The sequence below is a fragment of the Streptomyces sp. NPDC048442 genome (assembly GCF_040651475.1).
GTDB lineage: Bacteria > Actinomycetota > Actinomycetes > Streptomycetales > Streptomycetaceae > Streptomyces.
In genome coordinates, this window is sequence record NZ_JBEZKB010000014.1 from 1 (window position 1) to 16,927 (window position 16,927).

The 16,927-nt window shown below is 67.0% G+C and carries 13 protein-coding genes and 6 pseudogenes; 5 read left to right on the forward strand and 14 right to left on the reverse strand.

Going from position 1 to position 16,927, the window contains the following annotated elements; translation table 11 throughout:
* Nucleotides 1-94 precede the first annotated feature (94 nt).
* The 4 genes from AB0D18_RS21425 to AB0D18_RS21440 all read right to left on the reverse strand — a co-directional run bounded on the left by AB0D18_RS21425 (nucleotide 95) and on the right by AB0D18_RS21440 (nucleotide 3,518).
* A complete protein-coding gene (locus tag AB0D18_RS21425) occupies nucleotides 95-217 on the reverse strand; it encodes a hypothetical protein (RefSeq protein ID WP_362420730.1) in 123 nt (40 codons plus the stop codon).
* A gap of 57 nt (nucleotides 218-274) precedes the next feature.
* Nucleotides 275-991, reverse strand: coding sequence for a lanthionine synthetase LanC family protein (locus AB0D18_RS21430; protein ID WP_362421136.1), 717 nt, complete (start codon nucleotides 989-991; stop codon nucleotides 275-277).
* Nucleotides 933-2,825, reverse strand: coding sequence for a class III lanthionine synthetase LanKC (gene lanKC / locus AB0D18_RS21435; RefSeq protein WP_362420733.1), 1,893 nt, complete (start codon nucleotides 2,823-2,825; stop codon nucleotides 933-935). The genes AB0D18_RS21430 and lanKC overlap by 59 nt, the downstream gene beginning before the upstream one ends.
* Before the next feature lie 480 nt (nucleotides 2,826-3,305).
* Nucleotides 3,306-3,518 carry a hypothetical protein gene (locus AB0D18_RS21440; protein ID WP_362420736.1) on the reverse strand — a complete coding sequence of 71 codons (213 nt, stop codon included), beginning with the start codon at nucleotides 3,516-3,518 and terminating at the stop codon, nucleotides 3,306-3,308.
* 1,021 nt (nucleotides 3,519-4,539) lie between these two features.
* On the opposite strand from AB0D18_RS21440, the gene AB0D18_RS21445 reads away from it, so the two are divergent.
* Nucleotides 4,540-5,619, forward strand: coding sequence for a helix-turn-helix transcriptional regulator (locus AB0D18_RS21445; RefSeq protein ID WP_362420739.1), 1,080 nt, complete (start codon nucleotides 4,540-4,542; stop codon nucleotides 5,617-5,619).
* 278 nt (nucleotides 5,620-5,897) lie between these two features.
* Here AB0D18_RS21445 and AB0D18_RS21450 read toward each other — a convergent pair whose 3' ends face one another.
* Both AB0D18_RS21450 and AB0D18_RS21455 read right to left on the reverse strand, forming a co-directional pair.
* Nucleotides 5,898-6,452, reverse strand: a complete 555-nt coding sequence (locus tag AB0D18_RS21450) for a hypothetical protein (RefSeq protein WP_362420742.1) — start codon at nucleotides 6,450-6,452, stop codon at nucleotides 5,898-5,900.
* A gap of 55 nt (nucleotides 6,453-6,507) precedes the next feature.
* Nucleotides 6,508-6,762: a hypothetical protein gene (locus AB0D18_RS21455; protein WP_362420745.1), complete on the reverse strand. Its 255-nt coding sequence runs from the start codon at nucleotides 6,760-6,762 to the stop codon at nucleotides 6,508-6,510.
* A 422-nt stretch (nucleotides 6,763-7,184) separates the two neighbouring features.
* Between AB0D18_RS21455 and AB0D18_RS21460 the strand changes: the two are divergent.
* Nucleotides 7,185-7,466 (forward strand): annotated as a pseudogene (locus AB0D18_RS21460) (ATP-binding protein); the annotation flags it as partial.
* 21 nt (nucleotides 7,467-7,487) lie between these two features.
* On the opposite strand, the gene AB0D18_RS21465 reads toward AB0D18_RS21460, so the two are convergent.
* Complete coding sequence (locus tag AB0D18_RS21465; protein ID WP_362420748.1) at nucleotides 7,488-7,838, reverse strand: hypothetical protein; 351 nt, start codon at nucleotides 7,836-7,838, stop codon at nucleotides 7,488-7,490.
* Between the two features lie 232 nt (nucleotides 7,839-8,070).
* Between AB0D18_RS21465 and AB0D18_RS21470 the strand changes: the two are divergent.
* Nucleotides 8,071-9,001 (forward strand): annotated as a pseudogene (locus AB0D18_RS21470) (IS5 family transposase).
* Between the two features lie 70 nt (nucleotides 9,002-9,071).
* Nucleotides 9,072-9,632, forward strand: coding sequence for a hypothetical protein (locus tag AB0D18_RS21475; protein ID WP_362420751.1), 561 nt, complete (start codon nucleotides 9,072-9,074; stop codon nucleotides 9,630-9,632).
* A gap of 63 nt (nucleotides 9,633-9,695) precedes the next feature.
* On the opposite strand, the pseudogene AB0D18_RS21480 reads toward AB0D18_RS21475, so the two are convergent.
* The 4 genes and pseudogenes from AB0D18_RS21480 to AB0D18_RS21495 all read right to left on the reverse strand — a co-directional run.
* A pseudogene (locus AB0D18_RS21480) lies at nucleotides 9,696-10,025 on the reverse strand (transposase); the annotation flags it as partial.
* Nucleotides 10,026-10,033: 8 nt separating this feature from the next.
* Nucleotides 10,034-10,212: pseudogene (locus tag AB0D18_RS21485) on the reverse strand (AraC family transcriptional regulator); the annotation flags it as partial.
* Nucleotides 10,197-10,906: pseudogene (locus tag AB0D18_RS21490) on the reverse strand (phytanoyl-CoA dioxygenase). The pseudogenes AB0D18_RS21490 and AB0D18_RS21485, both read right to left, overlap by 16 nt.
* 217 nt (nucleotides 10,907-11,123) lie before the next feature.
* A complete protein-coding gene (locus tag AB0D18_RS21495; protein WP_362420754.1) occupies nucleotides 11,124-11,441 on the reverse strand; it encodes a helix-turn-helix domain-containing protein in 318 nt (105 codons plus the stop codon).
* A gap of 461 nt (nucleotides 11,442-11,902) precedes the next feature.
* On the opposite strand from AB0D18_RS21495, the gene AB0D18_RS21500 reads away from it, so the two are divergent.
* On the forward strand, nucleotides 11,903-13,381 hold the full coding sequence (locus tag AB0D18_RS21500; RefSeq protein WP_362420757.1) for an MFS transporter: 1,479 nt from the start codon (nucleotides 11,903-11,905) through the stop codon (nucleotides 13,379-13,381).
* A 1,078-nt stretch (nucleotides 13,382-14,459) separates the two neighbouring features.
* Here the strand turns inward: AB0D18_RS21500 and AB0D18_RS21505 are convergent.
* From AB0D18_RS21505 to AB0D18_RS21515, 3 genes and pseudogenes are all read right to left on the reverse strand, one after another.
* Nucleotides 14,460-15,071, reverse strand: coding sequence for a hypothetical protein (locus AB0D18_RS21505; RefSeq protein WP_362420760.1), 612 nt, complete (start codon nucleotides 15,069-15,071; stop codon nucleotides 14,460-14,462).
* Between the two features lie 41 nt (nucleotides 15,072-15,112).
* The gene (locus AB0D18_RS21510; protein WP_362420763.1) at nucleotides 15,113-16,012 is read right to left on the reverse strand and encodes a hypothetical protein; all 900 of its coding nucleotides are present in this window, start codon (nucleotides 16,010-16,012) and stop codon (nucleotides 15,113-15,115) included.
* Between the two features lie 568 nt (nucleotides 16,013-16,580).
* A pseudogene (locus AB0D18_RS21515) lies at nucleotides 16,581-16,777 on the reverse strand (FAD-dependent oxidoreductase); the annotation flags it as partial.
* Nucleotides 16,778-16,927 lie beyond the last annotated feature (150 nt).

A 16,927-nucleotide genomic window follows, 5' to 3' on the forward strand; every position in this document is an offset into this window, starting at 1 on the left:
ACCCGCTGGAACAACTCCCACAACCCGTCCGGGACCAGACGCTCGACCATCATCACGCGCCCAGACTACCCAATCGACCAAATGAGACGATCTCTTAGTAGGTCGCGCAGGCGGGGTGCCAGGAGCAGATCGTGGAGGTGGTGCTGCCGACGAGCGCGTTGTCTTCCTCGTTGTTGTTGTCGGCGGTGGTCAGGGTCTGCAGGTCGAGAACGGACATGTGAGTTCCCTTTCGGTTGTATCTACGTGCACCGGACCCTTTTGGTCGCGGTGGTCTCTAGGCGGCCGAGGCGGGGCTCAGGCCGAGCAGGGGGGCCAGGTGGTCGATGTTGCGCCGAACGCTGTCGAGAGCGAGGAGCACACCGGCGGACCCCGTGGCCAGGTCCATGGACAGTCGCAGGTGGAAGTGGCCGGGGAAGGCGAGTCCGGTCTGGTGGGGTACGGCGTACTTCCACAGCTCCGTGAGGTGTCCCTGGAGGTCTGCGCCGGCCTTCGGGTGGTGGAGGCCGAGGTAGTAGGCGGCCCCCGCGCGGCCCTGGAACAGGCCGGGAAGCACGCTGAACTGGTTGCCGGCGGCACGGTTGATGCCCTCGACGGCGGAACGCAGGTCGGCTTCCTCGCGGTGGCGCAGGCATTCCAGGGCGGCGATGCCGATGCCGGTGGAGCCGGTTCCCAGGTAGGAGACCGATCGCCAGCCGTCGCTGATCTGCAGGGAGCCGTTGAACTCCACGCAGTTGCGCAGGTCCCGGCGCACGCACTCGACGGCGCTGTCCAGGAGTCTGGGGTCACCTGTGGTGCGGTGGAGGTTCATCAGGAACAGAGCGGCGCCGGAGGAGCCGGAGGTCCATCCGGCAGCATGGGGCGTTTCGGTACGCTCGTCGAGGAGGCCTCGGATCCGGTCGGCGATCTGTTCGGCTGCCCGGAGGTGGGCCGGTTCACCGTGGCGGGCGAAGAAGCGCAGCAGGGCGATACCGACTCCCGGGAGACCTGTCAGTCAGCAGGCTGAGGCTGCGCATGTCGTCACAGACGGCCGTGGAGTGCGCGAGCAGGTCGTGGCCGGCGCTCGTTCGGCCGAGCAGGTCCAGGACGACGGCGGCTCCGGCCGCTCCGTTGAACAGCCCTGGCGGGTGGGGGCCGTTGATCGTCCTCGCAGCGGCGGACTGCAGCCAGTCCACCCATGCCTCGTCCACGGGTGCGCCGGAGGCGTGCAGGGCGTAGAGAACTCCCGCAGCGCCGTGGCAGAGACTGATGGCGCCGCCGGGTCGGCTGGCGGCGGGGTCGCCGGGGAACAGTCGGTCCGGCCGTTGGGGTGTGGCCGAGGCGGCGATGGCGGATACCAGGGCCTGCCGTTGCTCCTGCCAGGGCCGTCCTGCCATGGCAGCTGTGGCAGGCTCGCCCGCGGTGTCCCTGCCCGTGATCCGTTCGATCTCGGTGAGCGCCTGCCGCATGTAGGTGTGAGGCAGGGGGAAGCGTTCTCGGGCCCAGTCGGCCAGTTCCGCGATCTTGCCGGGTGTCATGGTGCTGAAGCCGGGCAGGGGAATGAACAGGAGCACCTTGAGGGCGGCCAGCCCGTGCCGGTCGATGTCCTGGCCCTGGACGTGCACGGGCGCGGCATAGCCCGGTGCACCGATCAAACCGGTGCGCGCGGTGCCGATCGGGTGCGCGGCTTCGAGGTCGACGAAGGCGAGGGTGCCGTCCGGTCGGACCATGACGTTGTTCGGGTGCAGGTCTCCCAGGACGTACCCGGCCTCGTGGATGCGTCCGACCTCGGCCGTGATCCGGGAGATCAGCTCGGTGGCCCAGTCGGTGTACTGCGCGTAGTCGGAGGCAGTGGCATCGGGGCGGACGAGGGGGGTGCGCAGGAGGAGGGCATTGGCGAGGGTGTCGCCTTCGATGTATTCCTGCACGAGGAAGGAGTGTTCCCATTGCTGTGCGAAGTCCAGCGGTCTCGGGACCAGTCCGGTCGGCGCCAGCGCGGTCAGCACCTCGTGTTCGTGGCGCAGCCGAGTCATTGCGTCCTGGCCGTTCGCGTCCAGCCCGCAGTGCGGTCGGGCTTCCTTGAGGACCACGAGATCGCCGGTGACGTGGTGCTTGGCCAGGTAGACGCCGCCTCCGACCGAGAAGTGCAGCAACTTGACGATCTCGTAGGGCAGGTCGAAGCGGCTGAGTCCGGCGACCTCCTCCATCCTGCGCTTGACGAAGGCGGGGATCGGTGCCCAGCTCGGAGGGCGAAACGCGGCGGACCGCTCGTCCGGGACCATGGTTCCCGAGGGGTCCGCCAGCGCCAGCGTCGGCTGGTCGGAGGAGTTCAGGGTCCACATCGGGGCGAACCCGCCGTAGCGCAGGAATACCGGGCTGGTGTCGTTCCACCGCAGGTCCGACAGGATGTACGGGCCGACCTCGCCCTCCAGCGCCTCGGCCAGCGCCGCAGCGAGGACTTCGAGTTCGTCGGTGTCGTGCGGATAGACGGTGATGAACTTGCCCGCCGACGAACGCAGACCGTACTTCGAGTTGAACATCGCCAGCATGCGGGTGCTGCGCAGGAACTTGTACGGCACAGCGTGCTCGGCACACACATCGGCCGCGGTGTCCAGGATCCGCTGAGCGTGGTCCGGCGTCGCCGAGACGTGAATCTTCCATCCCTGCCCCGGCAGTGCCCGTGATCCGTCGAATTCCACCCGGGTCCACACGTCCGCCGCGTCCCGGCGCAGCGCACCGCCGCGCAGGTCCGAGGGGCGGATCAGGGACTGTGCGTCGTCTATCCGCGCGGGGGCGTCGAAGAACACGGGGTCTGCAAGACAGTGGAGTTCGAACCCGGTCAGGCCCATCACAAACACCTACCTTTCATCGGAAACTGCGTCGGGCCGGGTCGGTCGGTCCGTACGCGCGGGACTTACCGAGTCCGCCGGTCGAGGATCGGCAGGTCCGCCGGGCGGGGACGGGGACAGAGAAGGGCGGGCGGCGGTCCGGCCGTCGGGCGGCCCACGGCTGCCGGCTGCCGGCTGCTACTGAGGGGCAGGCCGGTCTTGAGGACGGCCCGGCCGCGCGGCGGCCCCCCCGGTAGGCGGAAACGCTCTGGGGTACGTCGGGGTTCTTGGGCCGGGACCCGGAAGGGCCCGGTACCCGGCTGTGGCGGGTCGCCCCGGCCAGGCGTACGGCCCTTTGTGCGAACCTTTCCTGCCTGCGGGGGTCTTGATGCACCATCCCGGCAGGGGCCTGGCCGGGCCCGCCACCGCAGAAGGCGTGGCTACTGCTTCTGCGGCAGTGCCGTCGTGGCCATGGGCGGGGACCGGGGCGAGGGTGATGCGCTAGTTCTGCTTGCAGCCCACGGGGACCGGCACCTGCGGGCAGGAGGGACTACCCCACCCGGTGTCGCCGTGGGGGCTGATCGGCCCGGCAACGGAGGTGACCGGGGCGGCATAAGCGGTGGCGTGGCCGGCCGCATGTGCCCCACCCGCACCGCTCAGGGCGAAGGCCGTCACCGCTACTGCTGCTGCTGCTGCTCGGATGATGCTGTGCACGAACATGTCTCCCCAGGTCTCGATACCTCTCGGCGCCCATTCCCGGCTCTCCCCCGGCGGGCTTCCCTCGCTGAACAAAGACTGCCGGACCACCCGCGCCGGAACCATGGCGTGAATCCGTCCGGAATGTGCAGGCCATATACGGACGGAAGAAAAAACCGGGCAATGAGGGAGAAACTCATCCCGCAGGCGCCCCCGCAGAACCCCTCCACAAACGGCACAGCCCATCCGGAGGGAAGCCAAACCCTCTGAAACCAGAAGGAGTCGGCCCCGTATCAGGGGCTGGGTGTGGTGTGACCGCCCTCGGGTTTCGCGCCTGTGAGGGACCAGGACCTGAGGGAAGTCCGAGGTGACGTGCCGGCGACCTTCACGCACCAGGAGGGGAGTTCGCTTGAGCGGCGCCTGCCGCTCGTACGGCACATGCTGTACGCCCGCCGACTGGGGGACCGGCCGCGGGCTCCCCGCGCCTGGTGCCCAAGCGTCCTGAGAGCTCGACTCACGTCAGGGGGTTGGCGCGCCGTCGTGCAGCCACAGGTCGGCCGAAGCCGACGGGCCCGGGGAGACACGCGGGACGTTTCCGGTCAGCACGGGCTTCCCGTACTCGGTCGCCGTCGGTCCCTCTGCCCGGCGGTGACCAGGCAGAGTGCCCAGGCCACTGGCCTGCCCGTCCGGGTCTTCCTCGCCAGTCTTGAAGAACAGGGCGAAGCCGCTGCCCTCCTGCCTCCCGGGCAGTCCTGCCTCGGTGCAGCAGTCAGCAGTCAGCAGGGGCAAGGGCAGTCTCGGCTCCCGCGGCCCGGAGGCCCGGACGGTGGATCGGTACGTCAGGACGGGATTCTGGCAGCGAGCCCACCCCGTGGAAGACGCCGGGTCTGCATCCGGTCGACCTGGCACCCGGCTGATGACCAACTGATGTACCCCTGGTCGACGTTAGCGGAACGATAACGCCCATTGCGATACTCCTCCCGGCCTGGAGCTGCACTCCGGCAGCACGTTGCACGGCCAACTCCGAGGAAAGGCGCCCATGGAGGACGACTCTCGCCAGCAGGCCACCCCCTCGCTCCCCCCGCTCGGCAGCGACGCGGTAACGCTCTACCATCACGCCCTGGAAGAAGGGCCGCTGACGAACGAGGCCTCCGGGACCTCCGGCATGACGCCCCAGGCCTACTCCCTGAGCCTGGCGGCGTTGCGCGCCTGGCAGCTCCTGCAGCCGGGTGCGGCGCCGGGAACGTGGGAGGCGGCCAGTGCCCACCACGCGATCGCCACCCTGATCGGCCCGTACGAGGACGCCCTGCGCCGGACCGGGACGGAACTGCGCCGGCACCAGGAGCAGCTCACGGAGCACCGGGCCACGCTGGAGGCCCTTCCGCTGCCCCGGGCGCACGAGCGGTCCGGTTCCGAGGAGGTCCTGGAACTCCTGCCCGATGTCCACGCGGCACGCAGCGCCATCAGCGCCTGCGCCGCCGAGTGCCGCACCGAGGTGGTCTCCCTCCAGCCCGGCGGCGGCCGCCCCCCTGAGATCCTCGCGGACGCGCTGCCCCGTGACCTCGCCCTGCTCGACCGCGGCATCAAGATCCGCAGCATCTACCAGCATCCGGCACGTTTCCACCAGCCCACCCAGGACTACGTCCGTACCGTGACCTCCGCAGGATCGCAGATCCGCACGCTGGACGAGCTCTCCGGCCAGATGATCATCGTGGACCAGCGCGTCGCGTTTATCCCCGACCGGTTCCGCCACCGGGGCGCCGTGGTCATCCGTCAGCCCTCGGCCGTGGCCTTCCTGTACGACGCCTTCCAGCAGTCCTGGAACCGGGCCGCCCCCTACCACAGCGGTCCCGTGGCGGCCCGTACGGTCACCGAGGAGATCAAGCGCACCGTGGCCATCCTGCTGGCCGACGGATGGAAGGACGAGGTCATCGCACGCCGCCTGGGGCTTTCCCCCCGCACGTGCCGACGCCACATCTCCGAGCTCCTGGAGCAGCTTGGCGCCCGCAGCCGCACCCAGGCCGGTGTGCTCATCCACGCCCAGGGCCTCCACCTCGCCCCCACCGAGCCGAAGGAGCGGCCGGAAGCGGCGGCCGTGGCGGAGCAGCCCGTTCGCTGAGCTCGGTCCCGTCAAAAGCCCCGGGGCCGGGCCGTCGGCCCCGGGGGCACCAGCAGCCGGGGAACGTCGTGAGAGCCAGGTCGACGTTCTCCGGGCCATCACCAAACCGCGCGGCAATCGCACGCTCGCCGCGTATGCAGCCACCGCGCGCTGACATAGGGCAGGGGTGGCCTCAATTCCGCGCGAGGCGCCTGCTCATGAGAGTGATGGCGGCCCAGGTGATCAGGGTCTCGGATTCTCTGATCTGGGCACAGCTGCTTGCCGCTCAGGGAGTGGCGTCAGGGAGTGGCGGTCGACGTGTCGATGGATACTGCGAAGGCCGCGAGGGTCGTGAAGTCGTCATTCCGCAGACCGATCCGAGGATTGACGTGATGGAGCAAGGCAGGTGCGCGGTGGTGGGCAGCCACGTGCGCATGATCCGCGTCGCCCTGTTCGTCGTCCACCCAAGCGAACGGTCGGCCGTTGGCGTACTCCACCAACGGCTCGGACTTCCAATGAACGCCATCGGGGCGCTCGTTGAGCAGGGCGTTACCGAAGTCGACGAACGGCAGTTCAGGCAGACCGAGCACAGGTCCGATCCACTTGTTCGCGGCACTCATCCAGGTTGTGGCCCAGCAGATCTCGTAGCCGAGAGACAGCAGCGCACGCCCGTGATTGGGGTTGAGCCATACCCGCAGTGGCCGCATACGGGTCCTCAGTCTCCCGGGCTCCCCCTCTGCCCCACTCTCCTGTGGAACGCGGAGGGTGGTGTAGCCCTCGGGGCGCTTCTCGGGCTTTGCCGCATACGGATTCAGGGGTCCGTCGACATCCAGGAACAGCAACGGCCGACTCATGACATCCCCCGACTTTGCGCTCCCCATCTACTGAGTCGCCGAAGCATATCCGTCTTCATGTATCACCGGCGCGTCCGGTGATCTGGGTGAATCCGGGCATCCCGAGATCGACCGCCGTGGCCGTGCGGGCTGTGGCAGCGTCCATCTGAGAGAGCTTGTGTTCGGCGCCGGGGAGGCTGGTTTCGAGGCCTTCGACTTTGCCGGGCCAGACTTCCCGTTTGGCTCCGGCGATGCAGTCGATGAGGTTGTTGCGGATCTCGACGAGCTGGGGACGCTCGGCCGAGTCAGGCCGGAGGATGGCGCATCTCAAACAGGCGTGCTCATGAACCTCATGAACGCAAGGGGTGGAGAAGGCCCGGCCGCCGGTGCCGATGGAGAGTTTGCGCTTCTCGAAGTGTCGAGGAAGGAGTCCCCTTCCTCATCGGTAGGCGTGCGGTATTCCTCGCCAGGCCGGGCGGCCCGGCGGCGGGTGAGGAAGGGCCGATGCGCTTCGATGACTTCACGGGGGTGGACCGCGAGGTAGCCCATGGTCGTGTCGATCACGCGATGGCCAGCGACGAGCTGCGCGATGTGCGGCGGCATTGTCGGCGTACACGTGAGTGTGCCCAGTCACGTACGGATGAACGTGCCCACTTCTTGACGTACCGCGGATTGATCGTGGGCAGTCTGCTGCCGGCCTGTGGAGGGTGGCGGAGGCAGCCGGCCGCCTCAACAGCAAACCTCCGCACCTGTCTTCGCCCCGACGTTCTCGTCGTCGATGAAGTCGGCTACCAACCGCTTGAACGCGCTGAGGCGAACTTGGTGTTCCAAGTGATCTCGAAGCGCGAAAAGGTCTCGATCATCCTGACCTCGAACAGGAACTTCGGTGAGTGGGGGCAGGTGTTCGGCGGCGAAGTTCGGGCCACGGCCATCCTCGACCGTCTCCTGCACCACTGCGACGTCGTCTCCATCAACGGCCCCAGCTACAGACTCAAGAACCGGTTCGGCGCCGTCGAGCGCGAGTCCGCAGCCTAGACCGCGGGCCGGGCCGGGGGCTCATCGAATGATGCGGTTGCCTGGCAGCGGAGACGTCCCTTCGCCTTCCGCGGCCAGGACCTCTCGCGCCAACTGTCGGGCGCGTCCCCACCCGGCGTCGGTGAACAACGCCTCCCTTGTCCACCGATCCACGTCGGTGTCCTGGGACATCTCGCTGAAAACTTCATCGATCATCTGCAGCGAGGGCAACACCTCACCACTGAGCTGACCCTCATCGACCAGTCGCCCAGCGAGGCGGAAGGCATCATCGAGGCCCAAGGCGATCTCGTCCGGCGGCACGTCGTATTTGTCCAGCCAAACCACCTGGTCCGAAGCAGGCGCCGCGACCACGACGACCGCCTCGATCAGCATGCGACGACGCGCTGAAAGACCAGGACTCTCCACAGAGTCATCGTGCCACGACTCGCTCGAGCCGGGCGAACAGCCTGTCATCCCGCTGAGCGCGTTCGTCCGTACTTCACCGAGCACATTCTCAAGTACGCCGACCCTGCGCCGTGGCCGCGTCCGGCTCACCCCAGGTCTCCGGCTAGGACTTGTCCGGGCGATCATGTGACTGCTCCCTGGGCAGGTCGTTGATGTGGTCATGGGGCGGGGTGATCTGAGCGATGCCGAGTGGGAACGGCTGCGGCCGTTCCTGCCGGTCAGTAATGGGCGTTGTGGCAGGTGGCGGGATTCATCGGCACGTGATTGACGGGATTCTGCACCGGGTTCGGACCGGTGTTCACTGGCGTGATCTGCCTGAACGGTTCGGGCCGTGGAAGACCATCTACGAACGCCACCGACCGTGGTCGGCCGACGGAACCTGGGAACACCTTCTCCGGCAGGTCCAGGCCGTAGCCGACGCGACGGGTGAGGTCAACTGGGACGTCTCAGTCGACTCCACCACCGTGCGGGCGCATCAGCACGCGGCGGGTGCCCGTAGCGACCCACCGCCGGCCCCTGCTTCAAAGGGGGACGAGTCAGAGGAACACCAGCACGAGACACCGTGCAGAGCCTCGTCGCCCGCCTGGTGGAGGTGGTGCTGGAGGTGAGAGCCTGGGTCGCTCACGCGGAGGGTTCACGACCAAGATCCATCTGAGCGCGGACAGCCACTGCCGCCCGCTGTCCCTGATCGTCACACCAGGCCAACGGGCGGATTGCACGCAGTTCGAGCCGGTCCTGGAGAAGATCCGCGTCCCAAGAGTCGTACCGGGCAGGCCCCGCAAAAAGCCCGACAGCGTCGCCGGGGACAAGGCCTGCAGCAACGGGCCGTGCCGCGACTACCTGCGGCACCGCGGCATCCGGCACACGATCCCGGAGAAGACCGACAGCCAGGCCGTCCACCTACGCAAGGATCACGTGGTGGGCGGCCACCCGGCTTCGATGAGGACTGCGACAGGGAACGCAATACCGTCGAACGGGCAATCAACCGGCTCAAGCAGCACCGTGCCGTGGCCACCCGGTACGACAAGCGCGGCTACGTCTACCTCGCCACGGCGACAGCCACCTCGCTCGCCATGTGGCTACGGTCCTGACAGAGCACGAGTCAGGACAAAGCCCCCCTCGGACCGGTCTTGCTGCAAGCTGCCGTCCTATTGTTCGCTGATGAGCAACTCCACTGCGGCTGCCGTTCTTACGACCGCCGATCTGTCCGAGGCCATACGTGCGGTGCGTACTTTGCTGGGCATCGCAAGTGGATGTCCGGAAGTCGACTTCGAAGCGGTGATCAGATCGTCGGATGTCCTCGTGCGAGTACGTCGCGTACTCCCAGACCTCCAATGGGGAGCGTCGGCCGGCGAAGAGCACGGCTCATCGAAGGCCGGTGCCGATCCTGCAAACTGTTTGCCGATTCAGGTGTTTGACTGGAGCCGACCGCTGGATCGTGCCGAGCCCTTCATCGACGCTCTGGGGCCAGAGCCCGCAGCTGTTCGCTGGGATCTGAATGCATGGCCTGCGGTTCCTGCCGCAGACCTGGAACAGGTCTCGCAGAAGTACGCGTATCTCACGCTGACGGTGAACTCACGGGACCTATATCAGACTGAACCGTCACAGGACCACACCGTCCACGTGCACGTCACGAATGACTCCCAGACCGCCCGCGTCCACTGGCTAGCCCAGCAAGTGGGTGGTCGGTTCACCGGCAGGATGGAGTTGGCGTATCTCTGACCGCGAGCATCCGGCACGGACCGTCCCAGTATCGACGTGAGGTGATCGACCGGACAGGTCCTAGGCGAAGCGGAACTCCTTGCCGTACTTCGGCGGCCGCCCGCCCGGCGGCCGGGAGAGCCACGGAACCGGGGACGGGCTTGCGCATCACCCGGTCCGTACACATTCGGCCCAGGACCTCCACCGGCAGCCTGGCCAGGAGGTGGACCATACACAGGCCGTCGTAGCCGTCGTCGAACACGATCAGGATGTCCCTGTCGCCGAGGTGCCAGCGGTCTGTCTCGATCAGATCGACGACCACCCGGTGCACCTGGGCGGCGGCGACCTCGGCGACGTCGCCGTCCGGGCCGAGACGCACAACAGTTGGCCCCAGGACGTCCGGCCCGATTCCACGCGACGGCCGCGAGGGTGAGCCGAAGGCGCCTGGCGTACTCCGACAGCGGCATGCCCGCGAGCGCGGAGAACATCCGGCGCAGGTGGTACCGGAGGTGGCCGCGATGCGTGCCGGCTCCTCCGCGTCGGCGGCCTGGTCGAGAGGGCACTCGATGTGCTCCATGGCCTGGTTCAGCCGCTCCAGCATGCCCTGCCTCCTCCCTCTTCTCTCACCGCCACTTTGCCAGCGGTGGCGGCAGGTTTACGCTGCGCTGCAGTCGGTGCCGGCCCCGTCCGGACCGGGGTGTCCTGTCCCAGCCTCCGGCGGATCGCGATCTCCACGGGTGAGTACGCACCGTCGGCCCGCCGCGAGGGTCAGTCCGCTCGCCCCGTTCTCCCCGTACTTCTCCAGCACCTTCGGCACGTCGAGGTGTGAGCCGACCCGGATCCGGGTCGGGGCGTCCTCCTCACCGACCTCGCTGAACAGGAACAGCACCAGCAGCGCCCGGCCCTGGGAGCGCAGACTGGTGAAGTACCGGCTCTCGCCCTCCGGCAGATAACTCCCCTCGATGTGCCAGCCCGCGTCGTCCGGTTCTTCCTCGTGCGGGAAGCGCAACGGGAACGTGCCCAGCGAGTAGCGCGGCTCCCAGCGTCCCGCGCCGACGAGCAGGTCGTACGCGCGCTGCAGCGACGGGGGATTGGGTGCGGCGGCGAACGGCCCCTACGCCAGGCCGCCCACCCAGTGAACGGGCTGCGTCCATGTCGACGGGGTGTCCGGGTCGCAGCCTGGTCGCTCGCCACAGCAGCCGCGCGCAGTCCGTTGCCACGCGCGGCGCAACAGCGCCCTCCCACTTCACGAAGCCGTCGCGGAGGAAACGGGATACCAAGGTCGTGTCTTCCATGCCCCCCATCGTGGGGCGATACCGGCCTCGATCACCCGGCATTCTCCGCACCTCCTTTGTCGGGTGATCACCGGAGCGCGGTCAGGCGGCGCACCGCCTGGCCGACCGTGATCAATCTCAGCGGCGTTTCCTGTACCGCAACTACAACCCGCTCCACCTCGTATGGCCTTGTAGTCCTGGCTCGGACACCAGGGAGCAAGTAACCCACCGGTAGCCTTCAGGGCTTCGCGGCGGCGGGCTTCGTCGGCTGGCGGGGCACGGTCTTGGACTTGTCGAGGTGCCCGTACACCGTGGAAGGGGGCACGTTGAACATGCCGGCAATCTGCTGGACGGTCTTCTCCCGGGCGTCGTAGAGCTGTTGGGCGAGCTCGGCCTGGTCGGCCGTGAGCTTCGGCCGACGCCCGCCGACCCGGCCGCGGGCCCGCGCGGAGGCTAACCCGTCGTTCGTGTTCGGGAGGCTTTCGCACCGCTGGCGACGTCGACGTGGATGTGGCCGGGCAATTGCGACCCGTAACGAGCAACTCCACCCAGACACCCCGGACTTCGCGCTCTACCCGATCGGGGGCGCGTAAAGCCGCCGGTCTTCCCGGCTCCGAGCAGTACTGGGCCGACTCGCGCCGAGTATTCCGCCACGTTCCACGCAAGGCCCGGGGCGGGTCGGCTATCTGGTGTGCGGCTGCGCCCGGGGGTGTCGTATGGTGAAGAGGTTCCTGTGCCGAGGTGTCGGTGGCAGTGACCGGAGTTCTTATTCCTTCTGTGTCGATCTTGAGGTGACGTCTTATTAACCAGGCCATGTAGTCGTCCGTGTTCCCCTCGTGCTGTTGTGTCGCACGTGTACTGGGGCGGACGTCGCGCTGGCCTGAGTTGCGTCACCCTTCCCCACAGTTTTCTTCCCGGGTGCAGCTCTGCCGTCTGCCCCGGGCTTTGGTGTTTTCCGGCCCCGGTGCGGCTGTCGGCAGGGCTCCCCGATTCCTTTGGATCAGGAGTTTTCCCGTCGTGTCTTCCTCCGCGCTCGACAACGAGCCGCAGCACACCACCCAGACCCCAACCCACCCGGCACCCGGACTGTCGAAGATGGCCTTGGGGGCCTGGATCGCCCTCTTGGTGCTCCTGGTCGCCGAGCTCATGGACATCCTCGACCAGTCGATCGTCCTTACCGCTCTGCCCGCGATCCAGTCGTCGACCCACGCCGGACCGGCCGCGGTGCAGTGGCTGACCACCGGCTACTCGCTGACCGTCGCCGTCGGGCTGATCACGGGCGGACGGCTCGGCGACATCCACGGCCGACGCAAGGTCCTTCTCTTCGGCACCGTCGTGTTCACCCTGGCCTCGCTGCTGTGCGGACTCGCCACCGGCCCGGGGGTCCTGGTCGCCGCCCGCGTGCTCCAGGGCGCCGGCGTCGCCCTGATGATCCCGCAGGTCCTGGCCACCCTTCATGTCACCTTCGACGGCGAGAACCGCAGCAGGGCCTTCGGCCTCTACGGGGCCGTCCTGTCACTCGGATCCGTCCTGGGCCCGGTCCTGGGCGGCGTGCTCACCGAGGTCGACCTGTTCGGGCTGTCCTGGCGGCCGGTCTTCCTGATCAACGTGCCCGTCGGCCTCGCCGTGATCATCTTCGGACGCCGGTTCATTCCCGAGTCGACCGCACAGAAGGCCGACCGGCTCGACCTCACCGGCATGCTGCTGTCCGCACTGGCCGTGGTCCTGCTCCTCGTTCCCCTCACCGTGGGTCACACCCACCACTGGCCGCTGTGGTGCTTCGCCATGCTCACCGCAGGTCTCCTCGTACTCAGCGTCTTCGTGCACCACCAGCGGCGCAGGCAGGACAACGCCCCGCTCGTGGCGCCGGCCCTCTTCCGGGGCAAGCAGTTCTCCGGCGGCCTGTCCGCGCAGCTGCTGCTCGGCCTGCTGTGCGGCCTGTTCTTCATGACCTGGACGCTCTACCTCCAGCGCGGCCTGGGCATGGGTCCGCTGAGGGCGGCCGCGGCCTTCGTGCTGCTCGCTCTCGGCGAGCTGGCCGGCGCAACGGTCGCGATGAAGATCGCCGGGCGTTTCGGGCGTCTCCTGCCCCAGGCCGGGGCCCTCATCGCACTCGCCTCGATGGCGGCCTACGGACTCCAGACCGGCATTCAGCAAGCCGACCTGACCCTCCTCGCGATGACCGTCCCCGTGGTACTGATCGGCTTCGGCCTCGGCATGATCGGCGGACCACTCGCCGACCTGACCCTCGCCAAGGTCCCGCACGAGAACGCCGGTTCAGCCTCCGGCCTGTTCAACACCGCCATGCACCTGGGCATGGCTCTCGGCACCACGCTGACCGCCCTCGGGTTCTTCTCCGTCACCGATGGCTCGCCCGAAGCCGCGATCAACCGCGACGCGTTCGCCAGTGTGCTGTGGTGGGTCGGCGGTGCCCTCGCCGCGATGTGGGCCCTGATGTTCTCTCTGCCCGAGCGAACGAACAGCCAGGGCGACTGAACCAACCCCGCCCCCGGCTTGGGCAACCCGCGCAACGCTGCCTCCGTCAGGGCTCCGGTCAGGACTCCGCGAGCCCGTGTCACGCCCGGGCTGCGGTTGCCTCGCTGAGAGGTACGCGGGCCGGACACCGTCGGCTCCACGAGAGTCGGGGCAGGGGAACGAAGGCTACGGAAGTCACTCAGATCTCCACGCCACCTGGCGGTGGCCGTACGAGAACAGGGCCATGAGGCCCGCGAGTTCACGGAAGTGGAAGGTTCTTCAGCGCGAACCTGAGGGACCACTGCCTTGATTCGGGATGGACCTGTGGGTTCGCGTGAGGACAAGGGGCGGGGCTCGGCGGCCTGCACCAGGAGGGCCCGTGCGGAGTCCGCGTAGCGGATCGCGGTCTTCTCGTCGATACCGAAGACGAGGGACAGGTGGAGTGGGTCGGGTCCGTGAGTCAGGGCTTCTTCGAACTGGCGGTCGATGCGGAGTCGCTCCAGGATCGCGGGGAGGTCGCGGGTGGCCCGGGTGGTCCAGAGCTTGCCCGCCGGGCCGAGTTCGACGGCCGGCTTCTGGGTGATCAGCAGGTATGGGTTGGCGGTGTACGGCCAGCGGGTTCGGCGGTGGTCGAGCCAGTCCCGGACGGGCCTGCGGGTGGGGTCGTCGAGCGGGCGGCCCTCACCGGCGACGGTGATTCGCCCGTTGCCGGGATCGGTTCTGGCTCGATTTCCGGGCTCTGGCGCTGATTTGGGGGTTCCGACTGGTGGATCACGGCGAGAGAAGGATGCGGCGTCGCAGGAGGTCGAAGTTGGCTCGGCCGTACATTTGTCTCAACCTAGATTCTCCTGAGGGGCGCAAGCTGGATCTTGGTCGTGACACCGCCCGCCGGGAGCTTCACCATGTTGCAGGCCGGCCCAACTGATGGACATTTCCGCCAGGTTGGGATGGCTTGGGATGGGCTCACTGAGCGCTGTAGCAACGCAGCCCGCAGCTCCGGCTTCGCCAGCGTGATGCGCAGACTGATGTGCAGAGCCCCTTCAGCCCGGCTTCACCGCCATGTGCGGCTTGGCCGTCGGCCCGCGCCGAATCGGTGCTGCTATTGCGGACCGGTCGCCAGAGCAGTCATCTTGTCCGCGTACTTCAGCATCGCGTTGACCGTTCCCGTGGCGACCGGGATGAACGCGTTGGCATCGGGGAGCGAGTACGCCTCGACGTAGACGTATCCGCGAGTCCCTCCGGCAATGGTCTCGTGGTTGCCAGAGAGGAAGAACCCCTCCGGAGTTCCGTGGATCGCTCCGAATTCTTTGTACTGGTCGCGCAGCATGTTGAATCGACGCTCACTCCGCTTTTTAGCATCCACAACTTCTCGATAGGTCTCCAAGTGAGCACTTGCGTTGATTCCTGTCTCAAATGTCTCCGGATTTGATGGCCATTCCAGTTCCAGTGCCACGGCATCGATCCTCGACGATCCATCCGCAATTTGGACATCCTTGATTCCCTTGACCAGGAGTGGCCTGGGAAGGGGCTCCAGGAAGGGACCCTTGCGGATCAGGTCTGCAAGGTATGAGGTGTTGACGCGCGCGGCAGGACTTCGCGCATCAACCGCCACGTGCCCCTGATCGTTGTCGCTCCCACAGATGGAGTTGGTGCACTTGTTGCTGGTCGTGCAGCAAGTCAGGCCCACCAGACAGAGCAGCAATAATCCCACAGCCCACCCGCCTTTGAGTCTCCCGTAAGCGCGGGCACTGTTCACGTCAGCGCACCGGGGGAGCCGCTGTGGGCGGTGGGCCGTTCCAGCCTCGTAACTATTTGCTCAGGAGTACCGTGCCCCGGGAGAAGTGGAAAGTCCTCGGCTCTGTATACGGGTGACGCTTTCCCGTACAGATTGAGAACCTTCCCCTTGCGGAAGCGATCGACTTCCTTCCATGGGTCACTCTTCGGCTTGCCGGGGTTGTATTCCTCGACCGAAGGCCCCACCGCCCCTATGGGCGGTTCTATCCAGTTGATGATGGGCTCATCCCCATTCCCTGCCCAGCCGCTGTTGCAGGCGGGTCCGGCACCCCATACTTCTGCCACCCCGTGATCAACCCCCAGAGGGGAAGAGAACTCAAGATACTCGCCGGGGTTGGAGACGGGGACGTTGTAGCGGGCCCTCTTGGGAAGTGCCGGTGACATTTCCACGAAGCGCGTCTCGTTGAGGGTTACCGGGTCACCTTGGCGAGGCAGGGTGACCTTGACCTTCGGATTGCAGGATTGGATCACCATGACGACCACAGTTCCTGCCTTGTTCGCCCCCGTTTGCACGTAGAAGTCTTCTACCTTGTAGATCCTTGCGGTCAGTTGGCGAACCGCGCCACCTTCTCCTTCGTAGATAGAGAAGTCACCCGTGTCTCCCGCATAGGTGGAAACACGGTTCTCTCGACCAAGTGTTCTCTCGAAAAAATCCACATCCAGTCCCACGTTCAGTTCTTTGATCTTCTGCGTCGCAGACTTGGAGACTGGAGTCTTGGGGGATTGCGTTCCCCCTACACGGCTCCTGTCATTGTCGTTGCCGCAGATGGAGCCGGTGCAGTTGTTGTTGGTGCAACCGGCCAGGCTGACAGCACAGCAGAGAGCAACAAGCGCGGGGAGCGAACGCACCTCCCTCACCTGCCGGGTTCCTGGCTTCCCACACTGTTGTGGTTGTTGTTGTCACCGCAAACGGCACCGTGGCAGGTGTTGCTGCTTCCGCCGACGATCGACATCACGGTAAAGACCCCGACAACGGCCAAAGCTACGGCGCTCAATACCCCCAGGGCGTAGATCCAAATCTTCCTACGGTCTACGCTGCTCATCCTCGACATAGCTGTCCCCCAGATATTGCCGACTCGTCACTCATGGTGACATGGATCGGCGCTGCGCGGGAGCTTTTCAGGATCCTGAATCGAGGTGCCCCCCGCACCTCCCCGAGTACCCAAAGGATCAGGTTTTAAAGATTCCCGTTCCGGGTGGGGAAGCCCTGGTTCGACCTTAAGTTTCTCGGGCCTGAATGCCGACACCACCGGCCTTCTCACCCGTCCCCCGACTGGGCGTTGGTCCATTTCGGCAGGGCCCATGCGCGTCAGTCGCGTGAGCGTTCGGCCGTCAGGGCCCCTGCTTCGCGTTGCAGGGCAACGTGGGAAGTGGTGATGCGCACGACGTCTACGTCCGTCAACTCACGAGAAGGCATGGTGCTGAGCAGCCGGTCGCAGACCAGCCCGGAGAGGGCGGAGACCTTGGCGGTGGTGTGGCCGGTGACACCGGCGGCGATCCGGTCGGCCTCCAGGACGACAACACGGGCCCCACTCGGACGAGTTCCCAAGCGGTGCTGAGCCCGGCGATGCCTGCGCCCACGACGACCGCGTCCGTCTCCGCGTCGGCGGAGAGCGGAAACATGGCCGGATACCGCGAGGCCAGGACGACAGGGACGGCCAGCATCTGCTGCTGGGCGGCGAGGAGGCAGAGGCCGGGCCCGGCGGCGGCCGGCCGCCCGGCGGCCACAGCCCGTTGACCAGGTCGGCCTGCGCCGGCCCGACGTACCGCACG